This window comes from Paenibacillus sp. GCM10023250, assembly GCF_042653205.1.
In the GTDB taxonomy this organism is placed as follows: Bacteria; Bacillota; Bacilli; order Paenibacillales; family Paenibacillaceae; genus Paenibacillus_Z.
Genome location: NZ_JBHSHY010000015.1, coordinates 23,858 through 40,407, shown reverse-complemented (window position 1 = coordinate 40,407; position 16,550 = coordinate 23,858). Strand labels below are relative to the sequence as shown.

At 64.6% G+C, this 16,550-nt stretch carries 18 protein-coding genes; 2 read left to right on the top strand and 16 right to left on the bottom strand.

Going from position 1 to position 16,550, the window contains the following annotated elements; translation table 11 throughout:
• Window positions 1–7 precede the first annotated feature (7 nt).
• The 11 genes from ACFPB1_RS13995 to ACFPB1_RS13945 form a co-directional block, all read right to left on the bottom strand.
• Window positions 8–226, bottom strand: a complete 219-nt coding sequence (locus ACFPB1_RS13995; protein ID WP_379226241.1) for a hypothetical protein — start codon at window positions 224–226, stop codon at window positions 8–10.
• 254 nt (window positions 227–480) lie between these two features.
• A complete protein-coding gene (locus ACFPB1_RS13990; protein ID WP_379226239.1) occupies window positions 481–648 on the bottom strand; it encodes a hypothetical protein in 168 nt (55 codons plus the stop codon).
• 214 nt (window positions 649–862) lie between these two features.
• Window positions 863–1,657 carry an endonuclease/exonuclease/phosphatase family protein gene (locus tag ACFPB1_RS13985; protein ID WP_379226237.1) on the bottom strand — a complete coding sequence of 265 codons (795 nt, stop codon included), beginning with the start codon at window positions 1,655–1,657 and terminating at the stop codon, window positions 863–865.
• Window positions 1,658–1,795: 138 nt separating this feature from the next.
• Complete coding sequence (locus ACFPB1_RS13980; RefSeq protein WP_379226235.1) at window positions 1,796–2,560, bottom strand: SDR family oxidoreductase; 765 nt, start codon at window positions 2,558–2,560, stop codon at window positions 1,796–1,798.
• A 158-nt stretch (window positions 2,561–2,718) separates the two neighbouring features.
• The gene (locus ACFPB1_RS13975; RefSeq protein WP_379226233.1) at window positions 2,719–3,036 is read right to left on the bottom strand and encodes a MocE family 2Fe-2S type ferredoxin; all 318 of its coding nucleotides are present in this window, start codon (window positions 3,034–3,036) and stop codon (window positions 2,719–2,721) included.
• Complete coding sequence (locus tag ACFPB1_RS13970; RefSeq protein ID WP_379226231.1) at window positions 3,036–4,139, bottom strand: fatty acid desaturase family protein; 1,104 nt, start codon at window positions 4,137–4,139, stop codon at window positions 3,036–3,038. Before ACFPB1_RS13970 ends, ACFPB1_RS13975 begins: the two co-directional genes overlap by 1 nt.
• A gap of 66 nt (window positions 4,140–4,205) precedes the next feature.
• Complete coding sequence (locus ACFPB1_RS13965) at window positions 4,206–5,231, bottom strand: LacI family DNA-binding transcriptional regulator (protein ID WP_379226229.1); 1,026 nt, start codon at window positions 5,229–5,231, stop codon at window positions 4,206–4,208.
• Window positions 5,232–5,462: 231 nt separating this feature from the next.
• Complete coding sequence (locus ACFPB1_RS13960; RefSeq protein WP_379226227.1) at window positions 5,463–6,365, bottom strand: sugar phosphate isomerase/epimerase family protein; 903 nt, start codon at window positions 6,363–6,365, stop codon at window positions 5,463–5,465.
• A 22-nt stretch (window positions 6,366–6,387) separates the two neighbouring features.
• Entirely contained in the window at window positions 6,388–7,491 is a 1,104-nt protein-coding gene (locus tag ACFPB1_RS13955; protein WP_379226225.1) for a Gfo/Idh/MocA family protein, read from the bottom strand.
• Between the two features lie 21 nt (window positions 7,492–7,512).
• Entirely contained in the window at window positions 7,513–8,502 is a 990-nt protein-coding gene (locus tag ACFPB1_RS13950; protein WP_379226223.1) for an aldose 1-epimerase, read from the bottom strand.
• A gap of 380 nt (window positions 8,503–8,882) precedes the next feature.
• Window positions 8,883–10,148, bottom strand: coding sequence for a hypothetical protein (locus ACFPB1_RS13945; protein WP_379226221.1), 1,266 nt, complete (start codon window positions 10,146–10,148; stop codon window positions 8,883–8,885).
• A gap of 369 nt (window positions 10,149–10,517) precedes the next feature.
• Here ACFPB1_RS13945 and ACFPB1_RS13940 point away from each other — a divergent pair, with 369 nt between their 5' ends.
• Window positions 10,518–11,405, top strand: a complete 888-nt coding sequence (locus ACFPB1_RS13940) for a glycosyltransferase (protein ID WP_379226219.1) — start codon at window positions 10,518–10,520, stop codon at window positions 11,403–11,405.
• A complete protein-coding gene (locus tag ACFPB1_RS13935; RefSeq protein ID WP_379226217.1) occupies window positions 11,402–12,010 on the top strand; it encodes a glycosyltransferase in 609 nt (202 codons plus the stop codon). Before ACFPB1_RS13940 ends, ACFPB1_RS13935 begins: the two co-directional genes overlap by 4 nt.
• 412 nt (window positions 12,011–12,422) lie before the next feature.
• On the opposite strand, the gene ACFPB1_RS13930 is transcribed toward ACFPB1_RS13935, so the two are convergent.
• From ACFPB1_RS13930 to ACFPB1_RS13910, 5 genes are all read right to left on the bottom strand, one after another.
• Complete coding sequence (locus tag ACFPB1_RS13930; RefSeq protein WP_379226215.1) at window positions 12,423–13,262, bottom strand: helix-turn-helix transcriptional regulator; 840 nt, start codon at window positions 13,260–13,262, stop codon at window positions 12,423–12,425.
• Between the two features lie 358 nt (window positions 13,263–13,620).
• Entirely contained in the window at window positions 13,621–14,442 is an 822-nt protein-coding gene (locus ACFPB1_RS13925) for a class I SAM-dependent methyltransferase (protein ID WP_379226213.1), read from the bottom strand.
• Window positions 14,443–14,541: 99 nt separating this feature from the next.
• Window positions 14,542–15,558, bottom strand: coding sequence for a tetratricopeptide repeat protein (locus tag ACFPB1_RS13920; protein ID WP_379226211.1), 1,017 nt, complete (start codon window positions 15,556–15,558; stop codon window positions 14,542–14,544).
• A gap of 46 nt (window positions 15,559–15,604) precedes the next feature.
• Window positions 15,605–16,150 (bottom strand): GrpB family protein, encoded by a 546-nt coding sequence (locus ACFPB1_RS13915; protein WP_379226210.1) that lies wholly within the window; start codon window positions 16,148–16,150, stop codon window positions 15,605–15,607.
• Window positions 16,147–16,503 carry a hypothetical protein gene (locus tag ACFPB1_RS13910; RefSeq protein WP_379226208.1) on the bottom strand — a complete coding sequence of 119 codons (357 nt, stop codon included), beginning with the start codon at window positions 16,501–16,503 and terminating at the stop codon, window positions 16,147–16,149. Before ACFPB1_RS13910 ends, ACFPB1_RS13915 begins: the two co-directional genes overlap by 4 nt.
• Window positions 16,504–16,550 lie beyond the last annotated feature (47 nt).

The window sequence follows — 16,550 nt, the reverse complement described above, 5'->3', positions numbered from 1 at the left end:
CGCGGCGCTAATTGCGCTTGCCGATCTCGCTGCGCAGCATGAAGGTGAAGGCAAGGACGAAAATGCCGAGCCACAGTGCCGCGAACAGGACGAGAAACGTGCCGAGGCCGAGCCCGAGCTTCTTCGAAGCGTAGACGGATACGGCGGTGGCGCCGAGGACGGACAGGACCAGCGCATTGTTTTTGATTCGTTTGATCGGCACGCGAACGGTTTTCCGGTTCATCATGACACGCTTCGCACGCGGTATGCGGGTGTCGCATAGGGCGCGCAAGCTTCCTCCCATCGATCGGGCTGTCCGGACGAGCGGCCGACAGGCCCTGCTTCTAACGAACTTCTGTGTACGATCCTGTAATGACGAGCCTCTATTATACACGAATTCCGTCGTTCGGTGTCCGAATCCGGCGATTTCGTGCCGCCGCGGCGTGAGCCGATCGGACGCCAGCCGGACGCCAAGTGAAAAAAGTCCGCGAAACAAATAATTTAACGCCATGAATAATTAATGATAGAAATAACGGCATTAATCCTCAATATCCCAGTCGCCGGCACGCATTGCACCACTTCGAAATTCGGATGTTGGGACAAAGCCTGCACGAACTGCTGGCCCGCCATGCCCGTCGCGCCGACGACGGCCGCTTTCAATCTTGTCATCGCTGACAACCCTCATTTGTTGTGTCCGCAACGCATGCTTGCCCCGTGCTCCCGAGCGGTCCCCCGGCTAACCCGCCAAATAAAAAAATCCCGCCCCCAAGAATATCGTAGTCTCAGGGACGAGATTGCTATGCTCGCGGTACCACCCGGAACTCGCGGATTCGTTGCCTCCTCCGCCTCTTCGCCCGTACGGTTCGTTTGCGCGCGCGGCCGCTTACGCCCGCGGCTCGATGCGCGCGACGACGGGATAATGGTCCGACGGGTAACGGCCGTCCGTCAGGCCGCGATCCACCTGCACGGCAGTCACCGTCAGCGGCGCGTTGACGAAAATATAATCGATCGGCCCGCCCTCCATGCCGCCTCGGAAGTCGTGGAACGTGCGGCCGGGCGCTTCATTCAGCACGGAGTACGCATCGGTCAGGACGGAACGGTCACCGTCGATGTCGGTCTGACCGCGAAGGAAGCGGATGACGCGGTCGCCCGGCTCGGCGTTGAAATCGCCCATCAGCACCGCCGGACGCTCCTGCCCCTCGCGCGCCATGCTCCGCAGCACGAGGCGCATCCCCTGCTCCCGTGCCCGCTCCCCGATGTGGTCGAGATGCGTGTTGTACACCGTGATCTCGCGTTCCGGCGCCCCGATCTCGCGGAAACGGCCCCACGTGCAGATGCGCGGCAGCGAGCTGTCCCAGCTGATGCTGCGCGCCATCTCCGGCGTCTCGGACAGCCAGAACTGTCCCTGCTCGAGGACTTCGAAGTCGGCCTTGCGATAAAAGATCGCGCAGTGCTCGTCCTCCGTGCCGCCGCCGCGGCCCTCGCCGATCCAGGCATAGTCCGGCAGGAGCGCGTTTAGCTCCTCGAGCATATGCAGAAACCCTTCCTGAATGCCGAACAGGCCGGGCGCATGCGTCCGGATCGTCTCCGCCACCGCCGAGATGCGATTCGGCCATGCGTTATCCCCGTCTTTCGCCCCGGAATTCCTAAGGTTAAACGTCATGACGGTCCATGTCATTGCAATCCCCTCCGAATAAGTGCTGTAAAACCTGCCATTATTCTATCATGGAAACCCTTACACGGATAGGGCTTGGCCGCAACTCGATGTCCCCCCCGCCTCGCCGGCCGAACCGGCTCATGCATCGTCGCCGCCGAATTACAGATGCGAGCCGCCGCTCGCGTCGATCAACTGCCCGGTGACCCACCGGCTGTCCGGCGACGCCAGGAAGGCGACGACGTCCGCGACGTCCTCCGGCTGGCCCCACCGGCCGAACGCGGCATAGCCGGCGCCGAACCGCTCAGCCTCGGGATCCTGCAGCATCCCGGCGTTCATATCGGTCGCGACGAAGCCGGGCTGCACGGCGTTGATCGTAATGCCGCGCGGCGCGAGCTGCGTGGCCAAGGCGAGCGTCAGCGCGTTGACGGCCCCTTTCGTCATGCTGTACGCCGGAACGGCCGGCAAGGAGATGCGCGTGACCGCGGACGACAGATTGACGATGCGGCCCCCGTCCCGAAGCCGCGGCAGCGCTTGCCGGATGAGGAAGAACGGCGCTTTGGCGTTCACCGCCATGAGCTCGTCGAACGCGGCTTCCGTCGTATCGCCGATGGCGACCGGCAGGCCGATCCCCGCGTTGTTCACGAGAATGTCGAACCGGACGTCGTCCGTCCGCGCTGCCAGCGCCCGATCCAGCGCTTCGCAAAGCCGGAGCGCGCCGTCCGCCGAGCTTAAATCGGCTCCGACCGCGAACGCCGACCCGCCCTCCCGTTCGATCTCCCGGACGACCGCTTCCGCGCGATCCCGGTTCCGGCCGTAGTGCACGGCCGTCAGCGCCCCTTCCTTGGCGAGCCGCAGCGCGACCGCGCGGCCGATGCCGCGGCTCGCGCCCGTCACCACGGCGATTTTCCCTTCCAGTCTGTTCATGCTCCCAGCTCCTCTCGTGTCGGCGGGTCCTCGCCCGCCCGTTTCCGTTATACCACGAGGCGGATTTGGAAATATTGCGCTCTCATTGCAATGCAGGCGGCCAAGCCGCCGCGCATGCCAAAAAAGCCGCGCGAATCGCGCGGCTCCCCCAGGTTCGCTCACAGCTGAATAAACACCTTGTTCGCTTCGACTTTGACCGGATACGTCTGCAAATCCTTGCACGCGGGTACGCGGACCGCGGCGCCGCTCGGAATATCGAAACGCCCGTTATGCTTCGGGCATTCGATCAGATTCCCCATGACGAGGCCATCCGCCAGATGAAACCGGCCGTGCGTGCAGAAGCCATCGGTCGCGTAATAGCCGCCCTTCTCCGTCCGGTAGACCGCGAAGCTCCGTTCGGCGAGGTCGAAGCGGATCACGTCCTCGGCCTCGATCTTACCCGCCCCGCATACTTCCACCCATTCTCCGTTTGCCATTACGCTTCGCTCCTTGACAAATAGTCCGCTTCCGCGGCGCGTTCGGGGCCGTACCGGTACGGCTGCGCCGTGACCGGCAGCGGCTTGACGACGACGTACGCCGGGTCGTGCTTCTGCCTGCGCAGCGCGGCGAACACTTCCCTCAGCGCCGCCGCGAAGCTCGGACGCGCCGGCGGGCAGTCGTGCTTCATCGCTTCGTGCAGCTTCGGCAGCGCATGGAACGGCACCATCGGAAACATATGATGCTCGACGTGGTAATTCATGTTCCAGTACAAGTAACGGAAAATCCGGTTCATGTAGATCGTCCGCGTATTCAGCCGGTGATCCAGCACGTCCTCGTAAAGCCCGAGATGCTGCGTGATGCCGAACAGCAGCACCAGCAGGCCGCCGTAGAACGACGGCAGGATGACGTACATCGCCGGCAGGATGCTCCCCGTGAAGAGGCAAGCGGCGATGACGGCCAGGAAGATCAGCAGGTAGACGCGGGCTTCGCGGAACACTTTCGGATATTCGGATGCCGGGATATACGTCTTCTCCTGCGCTTCCATCCGGCCGGCCGCGTGAAGCGCGAACCGCTTGATCTCGACCGGGCCGCCGTAGAGATGGAACAGCTGCATGTACAGGATTTTCCAGATCGGCGGTCTCGGCGTAATGATCTCCGGGTCCCGGCCGACGATGATCGTATCGGTATGATGGCGGGCGTGGCTCCAGCGCCACGGCGTGGCGGACCGCAGCACGCAGAACGAGGCGATATGGTAGACGGCGTCGTTCATCCATGGCGTCTTGAACGCGGTGCCGTGCCCGCATTCATGCCATCTCGAATCGCCGGGCGTCGCATAGAGCAGGCCGTAGAGGAAGAACGCCGGAACCGCCCACCACGTCCCCCAGGAGAGATAACCGAGATAGCCGAGCGCGATCAGGCCGCCGAACCAGATCAGCGTGTCCCGAATCGCCGGCCCGTCCTTGCGCTTCATCAGCTCCTTCATCTTCGTCCGCGGAATCGGCGTCGCGTACCATTCCGCCGACGCCAGCCCCTTCTCCTCCGCCCGCTTGCTCTCGGTGCCCTGCAAGCCGTAATCCCTTCGCTGTACGACAACAGCCATCGTTTCGGACTCCCCTTTCCAAAGCTGTACTGTGCCCGGGCACGGACATGCCCAAAAAAGAAAGCCTTACAGGCTTTCGGGAATATAAATGTGCGTCTCCGTAAAATGATGCTCCGCCTCGGGCTGCTTGCCGGCGAACACGTGATCGAACAAGATCCGCAGCGACAAGTAGCCCTGCCGTTCCGGGTTCTGGACGATCGTAAAATCGATGATCCGCTCGCGCATCCCCTGCTCCGCCGCCGGCAGCAGGTCGTTGCAGACGACGCGGACCCGGCCTTCCCTGCCATGCCGCTTGATGGCGTCGACGCAGGCGGCGACGTCGCCGGTCGCCATGTAGATGCCGGCGAGGTCCGGATGCTCGGCGAGGACGCGGTCCAGCCGTTCGAACGTATCGGCGTAGCGGTCGAAGCCTTCGATCACGGCGACCGGTTCCAGCCGGCTGCCCCGTTCGGCGAGCCCCTGCCTGAAGCCTTCGACGCGCGAGCGGTGGGCGTGGAACTTCAGGCTGCCCGTGACGATGGCGACCTTCGCTTCCGCCTGCAGCACGCGGGTCATGAGCCCGGCCGCGACGAGGCCGCTCTTGCGCAGATCCTGGCCGACGAAGCAGAGCCGCTTGCTCCCCTCGACGTCCGAATTGAACGTGACCACGGGGACGCCGCGTTCCGCGGCAAAGTCGATGCTCGCCCGGATCAGATCGTCGTCCATGACCGAGAACAGGATGCCGCTGACGCCTGCCTCGACCAGCTCGCGGATCGCGGCGGCCCCTTCGTCGGGCCGCTCGTTGTCCACGTAGCGGTAATCGAGGCGGACGCCGAGATCCTTCAGCTCCTCGGCAGCGTCGCCGATGCCGCTGCGGATGAAATCGAAGAACCGGATGTCCTTCGGCGGCATCACGATGCCGAATACGATCGGATTTTTCTGATAAGCCAGCGCCTTGGCGGCTAAATTCGGCACATACTGCAAGTCGTTCACGATCTCGAGGATCCGGTCGCGGACATCCGGCTTCACGCCCGGCCTGCCGTTCAGCACCCGGTCCACCGTGCCCCGCGAGACGCCCGCTCTTCGTGCGATTTCCCTGATGGTTACGGTCATGATTCGCTCCTAATCCTGGTAATGTGCTCGGGCACACTTCTCATTATAAAGCGAATCGCCGGCGCTCACAAGCCCTTATTGCGGCCAAGCTTGCCTGATCGGAAGCGTCTCGCGGATGTGACTGTCTGTCCGGAGGCGTCCGGCTGAATGCGCGACGAGCGGATGCGCGTCAAGCGATCGCGCGGCTAACCGTGCAGATCGTCCGGAGCGATTATGAAATGCGGGGCGAAGCTAGACGCCGGCCTGCTTGAGCTTCCCATCGAGGAACGCTTTCGCGCGCGGAATGTCCGCCTCGTCCAAGTGCTCGATGATGATCGGGATGTTCGGATGCAGCCTCGCCAGCCGCTGCAGGTACAGGTCGTAATTCAGGTTCCCGAGCCCCGGCGCGGGCAGCTCGACGGCGCCGGCGCCGCGGAACGAATGGGATTCCGAGGCGTCGATGGCGGCGTGCTTCTCGCCGGTGTCCTCGGCCCGCTTGCAGTCCTTGGCGTGCGCGATTTTGATTCGATCCCCAAGCGTATCGAATATCCGGTGCAGCGTCTCGTCGATCCGGTCGATGTTGTCGTCCGTGAAATAATTCGTCGGATCCATGAGCAGCCCGAGGCCGGGATGGTTCACGTCCGCGAACAGACGCGCGACTTGGTCGACGGAGCCGATGACGTTGTTCACGTAGTTTTCGACTAGGAACACCGCGCCGTGGTCGTACGCGAATTTGGCCAGTTCCTCAATCTGCCGGCACGTCTCCTCGTACGCCTCCTCGGTGCCATTGCGGGGATCCCACACCCAGTCGCTTTCAGTGTTGAACGTGCCCGTCTCGCTGACGACGTAGGGACTGCCGAGCTCGCGGGCGAACTGCAGGATATTCTTCACGCCCTGCACGTTCTGCCGGCGCTTGACCGGATCGGCATGGATCAGGTTCGTGTAGCCGGAGATGCAGACGATCGGCAGATTGGCGTCTCGGAAAGCGTCGCGGATCACGCGGCATTTGTCCCGCGTCAGCGATTCCGGAGACAGGTCCATGTCCTTGAAGGCCAAGTCGAGCTGCACGCAGGAGAATCCGTCCTTCTGGATGCGCGCGATCGACTCCTGCAGCGTGTACGGATAATACGCGTTGAAAATGCCTACTGAAAGCATGAAGCATAACCTCCCGTAACGGTTAGTGTTCGCCGAGCACGTCGGCGAACCGGATCGTCCTGCCTTCGGCGATCGACCGGTAGCAAGCGTCGACCGCGGCCATCGTGCGCAAGTTGTCCCGCCCGCCGATTTCGGGCTCGGTGCCGGTCTCAACAGCCCGCAGCAGCTGCGCCATCGTGCCCTGGAACGCATCCGGGAACCAGACGCGGTCCCAGCGCGGGCGAATCCATTCGTTCGGCGCCCGGCGGGTCGTGAACGCCAGCGTGCTCGGGCAGCGCTCCGGGTACAGCGGCCAGCCGATCGTGCCCGTCGCCATGCCGTCCAGACCTTCGACGCGCCACTTGATGTACAGGTCCTTCTCGGTGCCTTCGCCCGGCCACGCCCAGACGTCGTCGAGGCTCGTCGCCAGCAGTTCGTTCGCATACGCGAACGTGTACTGCGTGATGCCGTCGAGATGCGGGAACGCCGTGCGCGGATCGCGCCGCGCGACCGCCGTGACGGTCTCCGGGTCGCCGAACAGGTAGCGGAACGCGTCGATGTGATGGATGCCCATGTTCAGCAGCTCGATGTGGTCGTACTGTTCCAGGAACGGCTGCCAATGCGGAATGGCCCGCATCTCGATCGTCGCAAGCACCGGCTCGCCCAGAAGGCCGCGTTCGAGAATCGCTTTCAAGGCGCGGATGGACTGATCGTACCGCATGTTGGAATTGACCGCGAGCTTAATGCCCGCCCCCTCGCACAGCGCCACGATTTCGTGCGCCTCGCGCGCGTTCATCGCCAGCGGCTTCTGGCACAGAATGCCCAGGATGTGGGGCTGCTTGACGGCTTCCCGCACGATCTCGAGCTGCCGGTCCGGCGGGTACGCGACGTCGAGGATCTCGATGTCCGGATCCCGGACGAGCTCCTCCCACGTGCGGTGTACCTTGGGAATGCCTCGCAGCTCGGCGGCGGCCTGCGCGTTCCCGTACGTACGGGAGGCGATGGCGACGGGGTTGAAGCCGGCGTCGCGGTAGGCGACCAGATGGCAGTCGCGCATGATGAAGCCCGAACCGATGCAGCCGATCCGGTAATCCATGCGCTTCGGAAGCTCCGGTGCGATGATCGATTCGAAATCGATAGGCTCCATGCGTTCCTCCTCCTTCGCGTCTTAGGATGGGTGGTCTTCGATCCAAATGCCCGTTTCGAGGCGCCGTTCCTCGCCTGCGGGAATGCCCTGCGCCCCCGTCAGCTCCTGCTCGTACGGCAGGTTGAAGGCGTCCGTCACGTACGTGTAGGGCTCGATCGAGAACGCGTCGTCCCAATCCGGCCGGAACAGCAGTACGAAACGGAATGCGCGGTCGAGCCGGTACAGGACCGAATAGCCGGCATCGCCGAACGCGATGCGGCAGACCGGGTCGGCCTGCGGATCAAGCGTCAGCATGGCGCAGCCGAGCGGCGGAATCTCCGCGAGCGGGGCGCCGCCCTCGCCGGCGACGGTCCGGCTGTACGCGGTGGCGGACGGCTTGCCGGTCACGAACGACAAATTCGTGATCGGCCATTGTTCGCTCGCCGGCAGGCTGAGTGCCGCGCTCGAAGCGCTGCCTCCCGGCACCGCGAAATACGGATGCAGCCCGTAGGCGAACGGCGCTTCGTCCGCGCCTTCGTTGCGGATGACGCTCTCCATGCGCAGCCGGCCGTCCTGCAGCCGGTACGTGACCGTAAAGGTCAGCGCGTGCGGAAAATAGGCCAAGATATCGGAGTGATCCGCATACCGGAACCGGCAGGTCGCCCACGCCCCCTCCCCGTCGGCGCCGAAGCCGACGATCTCCCATGCGCGGCGGCACAGCTCGCCGTGCAGGTGATGATCCGGCGGCTCGTTGAGCGGGAGCCGATAATCGCGGCCGCGGAACGTAAAGCAGCCGTCGCGGATCCGGTTCGGCGGCGACAGCACGGGCGTGCCGTACTTCGAGCCGGCCTCGTCCCGAAGCGTCCGGAGCGAGACCGGCGTCCGGATCGCGTCGCGGCCGCCGCTCGCGAAGGCGAACAAGTTGTTGCCCGCTTCCGGAAGCAGCCTGGCCTCGGCGCCGGCCGCCCCGTCCGTCAGCACGAGGACGGACATGCCGTCCTCGTCGCGTACCGTTGCTGCGTATCGGTGCATTCGGCATCCCTCCTTTATTCGTCGGATTTGCATCGAACCGCCGTATGACAGCGGTTACATGAATGTCGTGCTCGGGCACATAGATTATATAACGCTCCCGGGATTCGTACAATAGCGTTTTTCGGGCGCGGCCCGGGAAAACGAAAACCGCCGGACGGCGAGCCGTCCGGCAGTTTTCAGGGAGTTGACGTTAAGGGATCGGCGATATCGGAAAGAGGCTCCCGGCTCGCCCGGGCGAAACCGCGCCTCCCGGCCGGCGTCCGCCGCGCGCGGAACCCAAAAAAGCAAGTCCTTCGAAAGGACTCGCACGCTTGCCTTGCCTTGCCTTGCCGAAACGTATGCTGCCAACGTGCGCTTGTCGCTGCCTTCGGCACGCGGAATCAGGGCATCTCGCGCTCGAGATCGCCGATCATGTTCGCGAGGCGGCCCGCGAGCTTCACGCTATCGGCATAAGCCGCAGCCGCCAGCTTCTGCCGCTCCGCGGCGGCCCTCTGCCTCGCGGCCCGCGCCGCCGGTTCCTCGTCGTAGCCGTCTCCGCCGTCGTCTTCGGCCGCATGGACGAACCCGTCCGCTGCCGCCAGCCTTCCGATCGGCCGGCCTTCCGCGAGCAGCGCTTGCAGCTCCGCCACGTCCGCGGTCCGCAGCGCCAGCCGGGCTCCCTTCAGCGGATTGCTGCCGGCCAGGCGCTCCGCGAAGTCCGCCAGCTCCGCGTAATCGCCGGCGGCGACGGGCAACGGCTGCTCGTAGCCGCCATCCTGCTCCAGCGCGGCGTCCAAGCGGCCGCGCAGCTCCCGGAGCGACTGCAGCGTCTCGTGCCGGTCCAGCCCCGGGTCGGTGTCCAGCTCCGTCAGCACGTCGACGGTCGTCTCCTCGTCGATGCTCGCCCGGTAGATGGTCCGCCGCTCGACGAGCGCTTCCGCTGCCGCCGGCAGGACGGGCAGCGCCGCCTCAGAGCGGAGGAACCGGCGCCGGAGCTCGCCGGATAATTTGCCGGCATAGCTTCGTCCGTCGTCACCCTCGAGCCGGAACGACCGGCCGGCGGCGTTCAGCGCGGTCAATCTGCCGCGGACCGGGACGAAGATCGACGTCGTCTCCGCCGCGTCGATATAGGCGCTCATTTCTTGGAGCAGGCGCGGATCCAATTCCGCGGCGCGGCGGCCGCTGGCCGGCGCCGCCCATTCAAAGACGACCGGCGCCTCCGGCCGCGACAGCGCTTCCGCCAGCCGGCCGATGGCCAGCACGGCCGGCGCCCGCAGCTCCCGCAGCCGCGCCCGCAAAGCATCGGTCACCCCGCCGCCGGCCGCCTCCAACAGTTCAAACAACCGGCCGGCGGCACCGGTCGCGGGCGTGACGCCGAACAGATCCGCCGTGCCCGCCGACGCCAGCCGGACCGCGTTCGAAGCGCGGGCCGTCACGACGAGCGCGTTGTCCCGGCGAATCGCCGCAGCGGCGCTCTTCGTCCCGGCCGCCCAACGGGCGTCGAGCGCGATGAGCGCGTCCCGCAGCGCGGCGGTGAGCTCGTCCTCCGCCTGCGGGCCGAACGCCGCCGCATCGCCGTCCGCCTGCGCGTACAAGCCGATGATGTCCCGGCCGGTCCCGGCCGCCTCGGCATCGGCTGCTTTCCAATTTTGCCATTGCCGTTCCAAGTCGATTTCACCTCAAAACCATTCCAAAATCGCGGGCCGCAGCCCGTTATAGCGCGCTTCCGCTTCATCCCATTCGAAGCTAAATGGCTCCCCGCCGCCTGTTCGCAAAGCTAGCCTTGACGTTATAGAAATCCATGGCCGGACCGTCTGGAGCCGCGCTTCCTCATTCCCCGACGGCCCTCGGCACCCGCCGTTACGCGGTCATGCTCTCATCATCATTCGCTTCCGTCGGCCCGCCTTCCTGCCTCGGGGCGAAAGATCGGGCGCCGGCACGCCCTCGACAACGCGTTCGCGCCGTCATAGAATACCCCAGCAAGCCAGCTTGATCATTCCGCCAATCGGAGGTGCGTCTTGAGGAGGAAACGAACCTTGCGCCCGTCCAGGGTCAAACGGAGCAAACCGGCCGCCGCGAGCAAGTCGGGCAAGAAGTCCGCGCGCGGCGCGGCCCGGGCGCCTAAGCGCGCGCGGGCATCGCGCCGCCCCGCGCGTGCGGGACATTCCCGCGGCCGCCGCCGCGCGGCAGGCAGCCCGCGCTCGCGCCGCAGCGCCGGAGCCGCCGGCGAGAGAGCTGCCACGCTCCAAGTGCCGGCGCTGCAGCTGCCCGAGGCGCGTCCGTACGTTCCGCAGCCGCCGAATGCGCGCATGCTCTCGGGCGAACGGCTGTCGATCCTGTACGTCGTTCATGCTTTCTATCCCGAATCGTATACCGGCACGGAGAAATTCGTCTTGAATCTCGCCCGCAGCATGATCGCGCGTGGACATCGCGTGACGGTCGCGGCGTACGCCGAACGGCTCCCCGAGGACGCCGCGGATGCGGACGGCATCGCCAGTCGCGCCTACGAGTATGACGGCGTGCCCGTTCTGGCCTACCGGGACGTCCGCGAGGATCCGGCCGGATCGTCCTCGATCGACGAGAATCCCCGGTTGTCGGCCTGGGCGGAAGCGGTGCTGCTCCGAGAGCAGCCGAATCTCGTCCATGTCGCGCACGCGATGCGCGGCGTCGCGTTCGTGCAAGCTTCGCTCCGGCTCGGCATCCCGTACGTAATGACGCTGACGGATTATTGGTCCGTCTGCCCCCGGCTCAATCTGGTTCGGGTCGATAAGCAGCTGTGCGGGGGACCCGAAGGCGGCGCGGCTTGCCAGACCCGCTGCCATATTCCGCAGGCCGGTGAACGGCTGCAGGCGATGGCCCCCCTGCTTCAAGGCGCGCAGCGCCTCTTCTCGCCGCTTACGTGCGGCGCGTCCTGCCGGAGTTGAACGTCGAAGTGCTGCCGCACGGCATGAGCCGCGGCACGCTCGCCGCCAATGTCCGCGCGTACCGGACCGGCGCGCCGCTGTCGCTCGTCTACGGCGGATCGCTGAATGAGCACAAGGGCGTGCACGTGCTCGTCCGAGCGATGTCCCTCGCGCCGTCACGCCGGCTCCGGCTCCGCATCTACGGCGAAGGCAAGCCGGAGTACGAGGCCGCGCTGCGGCGGCGGGCCGCTGGCGACCGGCGCATCACGTTCCACGGCGCGTATGCGGAATCGGATCTCGCCCGCATCTACCAGGAGGCCGATCTCGCCGTCATGCCCTCCGTCTGGTTCGAGAATTACCCGCTCGCGCTGCACGAAGCGCTGGCTTCGGATGTACCGGTCGTCGCCTCCAACGTCGGGGGCATGGCCGAGAAAATCGTCGACGGGCAGAACGGCTATACGTTCCGGGTCGGAGACGCGCGGCATTTGGCGGACCGGCTGCGCCTGCTGCTCCGCAAGCCTGGCCTGATCAACGGCCTGAAAGCGAACATCCGGGCCAATCCGCTGCCCGCCGCGGAGGAAGAGCTGGCCGCATACGAATCCGTTTATTTCGAGCATGCGCGTTAAGGCCGGCGTTTGGTGACAGGGCTAAAAAGCAGCTGCCAGAACCAGCCGGCCGGGCAAGAAACCGCACGAAAAAAACCGCCAAGGACGTGTCTCCTTGGCGGCTCTTGCCGCGAGCTCCCGCGGCGGCGGCTGCGGCGCCTCGCGTCAATCGCGGCTCGGCGTCTCACCGTCCCGCCCGGCCGGCTAACGCCATGCGCTCCGCGGGCCGAAAGACTGCGAACCGGCTGCGACAGCCGGCCTGCGGCGCCGCACCAGCCTGCCCGACCGCGCGTGCCATGCGGGCAGCCTTGTCCGTTCTACTCATTCATTATAAAGCGGACAAGTCAAGACGTACACTGCATCTTGGCGACGTTTCAGAACAAAGAACGCCGGCGCGGCTTGGCGGAATCGGCGAAGGATGCGGCCGCGACCGTCAGCAGTACGGATCCTGATCGCATGCGTTACGGTATTTGAGCGGCGAGACGCCCGTTTTGCTTTTGAAGAAGCGCGAAAAATCGTCGGCATCCTCGTATCCCGTCAGTTTGGCGATCTCGGCGATCGGCCGCTTCTCCGTTTCGAGCAGCTGCTTCGCTTTGCACAGGCGAAGCCGCAGCTGCAGCTGCATCGGCGTGATCGAGAAGATGCGTTTGAACTGGTTGGAAATGTACGTCGGATGCATGTGGTACCGTTCCCCCAACCCGGCAAGGTCGATGCGGGCCTCCGGAGCTTCCAGCAGTTCGTTCAGGATCGCCGTGAACGCGTCGGCGTAGACGGCTTTCAGCCGGACTTCCGGCCGGGCGAGCGCGCTCTCAATCAGAATCGCCGCCAGCTCCTGCGCTTTGGCCCCCGTGCTCAAGCTGTCCGCGAGCGACCGCGGCTGCTCCGCGCACTGCCGGTACCGTTGGAATATCGCTTCGAACCGCTCCGGCTCGGGCAGGCGGAAGGTCGGCGGGAGCTGAAACCATTGCAGCGCGTCGATGCAATCCGCGATCGTGAGCGTGAAGTGCCAAGTGAGGAAAGCCGCCGGCTCGTCCGAATCTTTCACGAGATCGTGAAGCGCGTTCGGCGGGACGAAGAGCGCCTCTCCCTGCCGCGCGCAATAGTCCTTGCCGCCGATGCGAAGGCGGCAGGCGCCTTCGCGAACGAAGGCGACGACGTAAAACGGCAGGACGCGTTCGCGCTGCTGAAGCTCCGTTCTTCGATGTAGATCATGCTGCAGGATGCGGAGCGAAGCTTTCTCGATCAGCTGCAGCCATGGTTGCATGCCGTTCATTGGTGCCTCCTGATGAATATGAATGGTTTGTAAATGTTTTTGAAATAAAACTTCCTTACATTATAAGTTACATTGCGAGAATAGAAAGGGGGAAATTTGTACGGAATATATCATCCAAAAGAACCATATTCAGGAATTATAGACGGATTGACGACATATTTCTCTCCGGTTGGCGACGACTGCGGGACGGTTGCGGGACGACTGCGGATAAAATTCTCCCTCCTCACACCGCCGCGAGCACCGCATCCATCGTCCGGGAGCCGCTGGGGGCGCCGCCCATAACGCCCCACGCAAAAACGGCGCTCCCGGGCAAGTCCCGGAAGCGCCGTATTCGGCCTTTGGCTATCTATAGATGCGATTAATCAGCGCGCGGCGTTGGACGGCGCTGTACGCCGCCCGGCTTGCGCGCCGCGAACGTAACGCAATCCGTCGCCAGCTTGACGGGGCGGCCGCTTCGTTCGATGTCGAACGCAAGCGGCTTGACGGACCGCATCAACACGTCCCACCCGGCAAAATGACCGTCCAACCGCGCTAACATATCCGGCGTCGGCAAATTCAGCTCGAACATCGGCTCGAGCAGCTCCCCGGATCGCGCATCCGTCTCCGTATTGCCGGTGCCGGCGATGATGCAGACGATGCCGCCCGCCGGCACGCCGCGGACCATGTCGCCGAGTTTCGATGCCAATGCCGTCTCCGACCGCAGATGCTCCAGCGCCGATACGGCGATGATGAAATCGTACCCGCCCGGTTCGATCGCGAACGATTCGATGCTCGACAGCACGGGCCGAAGGCGGGCTTCGACGCCGTACATCCGGCCGTATTCGGCCAATCGGGCGATCGCCGACTCCAGCAGGTCCACGCAGACGACGGCACCCTCCCGTCCGGCCAGCTTTTCCGCGATCGGGATGCTGTTCCGGCCGACGCCGCAGCCGAGGTCGAGCACCCTCAGCTCTTCCCGGCCGTCGAACGCCGCGAGCAGCTCCATCACGGTCCGCACGGGCCGATGCAGCCAAGAGCCGGGCTCGAACAGACCGTGATTCCGGTAGCAATCGTCGTGATACTTCTTCTCCTGCTCGCGGATCAAGGCAATCCGTGCTTGCTCCCGTTCCGCCGCAGCATCCGGATCGGCGTCTGCCGCTGAAACCGGTCGACTGACCGTCTCTTGCTTATGCGCTTGCATTCCCCACGCCTCCGGTCGATCGAAAGTGAAGGCCGCACGCCGACGATCCCCGTTCGGGCTCGGCCCCGAACGCGGCTGGAAAGGCCGCCAAGAACCGGCTCACGATCGGTTATCCCCTTCATGCCGCAATGGCTTGATGAAATAATAATGCCGGTGTCCGGCCGGCGCGTCCTCGATGACGGCCAGCTCGGCATAGCCGTGTCGCGCGTAAAACGCCGGCGCCTGGAACGAGAACGTGTTCAGCTTCACGAACGCGCAATCCCGCTTCCTCGCCTCGCGTTCCGCCGCCTCCAGCAGCGCGGAACCTACGCCCCGGCCGCGATAGGCGTCATCGACCCAGAGAATGTCGATTTCGAGCCAGTTCCAGCAGCAGACGCTCAAGACGCCGCCGATGATCCGGCCGTCCGCCTCCCGCTGGACCAGGTTGATCTCTTCGTACCGGTCGCGATACGCTTCCGGCAGCCGGCTCGCGTTATACGCGATCAGCCGGTTGCGGACGTAGCCGCTCTCTTCCGCCGATAGGGCCGGTTCGGGCTTCGGCAAGTCCATCGTTCGCTTCTCCTCTTCGCGAGGGTGTTCCTGCACGCCCTTACGCAAGGTTATCGTGCCCGCCGCTTCCTCCGCGCCTGCTTCCCACACGCGGTCCAGCTGGTCCGCGTAGAAGCCGATCGCGTTCCGGTACGCCGCGATGCCGGAATCCCCGCTCGTCTCCGCGAGCTGACTCAGCAAGATGGCCATTGCTTCGGCGTGCCGGTTCAGGTTATGCAGCGTCATTGCCCGGAACGTCTGAAACTCCCGCCGGCCGGGATACTCCCTAACGGCCTCCTCGAACAGTACCAGCGACTCTTCGTACCGGCCCAGCGTCCGCAGCGTGCTGCCCAAGCCGAGCAGCGCGCCCGCCCGGTCTTCCCCGGCGAGTCCGCAGCGCAGCGCCCGTTCATAGTGCGGCACCGCCTCCCGTTCCAGCCCCAGGACATCGTGGACCCAAGCCAGCTGGTACCAGGCTTGCGCATGGCCGGGCTCTTTCCGGACCACGTCTTCGAGGAGGCGCATGGCGGCCTCCGGCTCGCCTTGTTCGCGCAGCGCGATCGCGCGCTGCAATTTCGTATGCGTCATGCGTACTAACATCCTTCTGTCTTTGGCTTAGGTCCGATTCGGCCGCCTACATATCGGAAGCGCCGGGCCGCCAGCCGGTTTGCTGGCTCCACTTGCTCGCGCTTCGCAAGATGTCCCAGATGTACGGATCCTTCTCTGCCACATAGCGGTCCCGCTCGTGGCGATGCGATTTGGCGAGCGAATGCTTGATCGCGGCGTACCGCTTGGCCTCGTGCGCATGCGCGCGGATGTAATCGCGGAACAGCAGCGCGAGCTGCTCCGAGACGCTGCCATGCTCGCGAACGTGAAGATGCGTCCGGCGCATGCCCTCCGATTCGCGATAATACCGCTTCGTCAGATCCGGATTATCGGCGCGCAGCACGTACCCGAGACCGGCCAGCGTTGCGGATATCTCCTCGACGTCGGCAAACGCGCGGACGGAAACTTGCACGTCAATGACCGGTTTGGCATCCAGGCCGGCGATCGACGTCGACCCGATATGGTCGATGCGCATCGCGCGGTCCGCGAGCGCCCGTCTCAAGCTTCCGCCGATCTCGGCGAATTCCGACCGCCAGTTCACGTCAAACGGCATAATAACGACGGGCTCCCTCATGATTTCACCTTCTTGGCGGCCATGTATAACGCATAACCGATCGCCAGCAGCACGAAGCAGACGGCGAATCCGATCGCGTAGCCCTTCCAGCCGACGTTCAGCACCAGGAAATAACTGTCGTGATACTGAAAATCGCTTTGCTGGCTTTGCATACGGGCTTGCAGCCCCAACGCGATAAAGTAGACAAACCACGGCATAACGGCGGAAATGCCGATTCCTTTCAGCAGCAGACGCAACTTCATGATCAATCTCCCCTTTCGCGGATGAACGTCAAATAAGGAAACGCCGATGTTTTGCGCCGAAACCAAGGTGATGCACGTTCTTGCAAACGCGGACGGCAGGCTTGCAGCCATTCGATTAGACGCCGATTGATCGCGCGCCGCGGCAAACAGCGATCGGG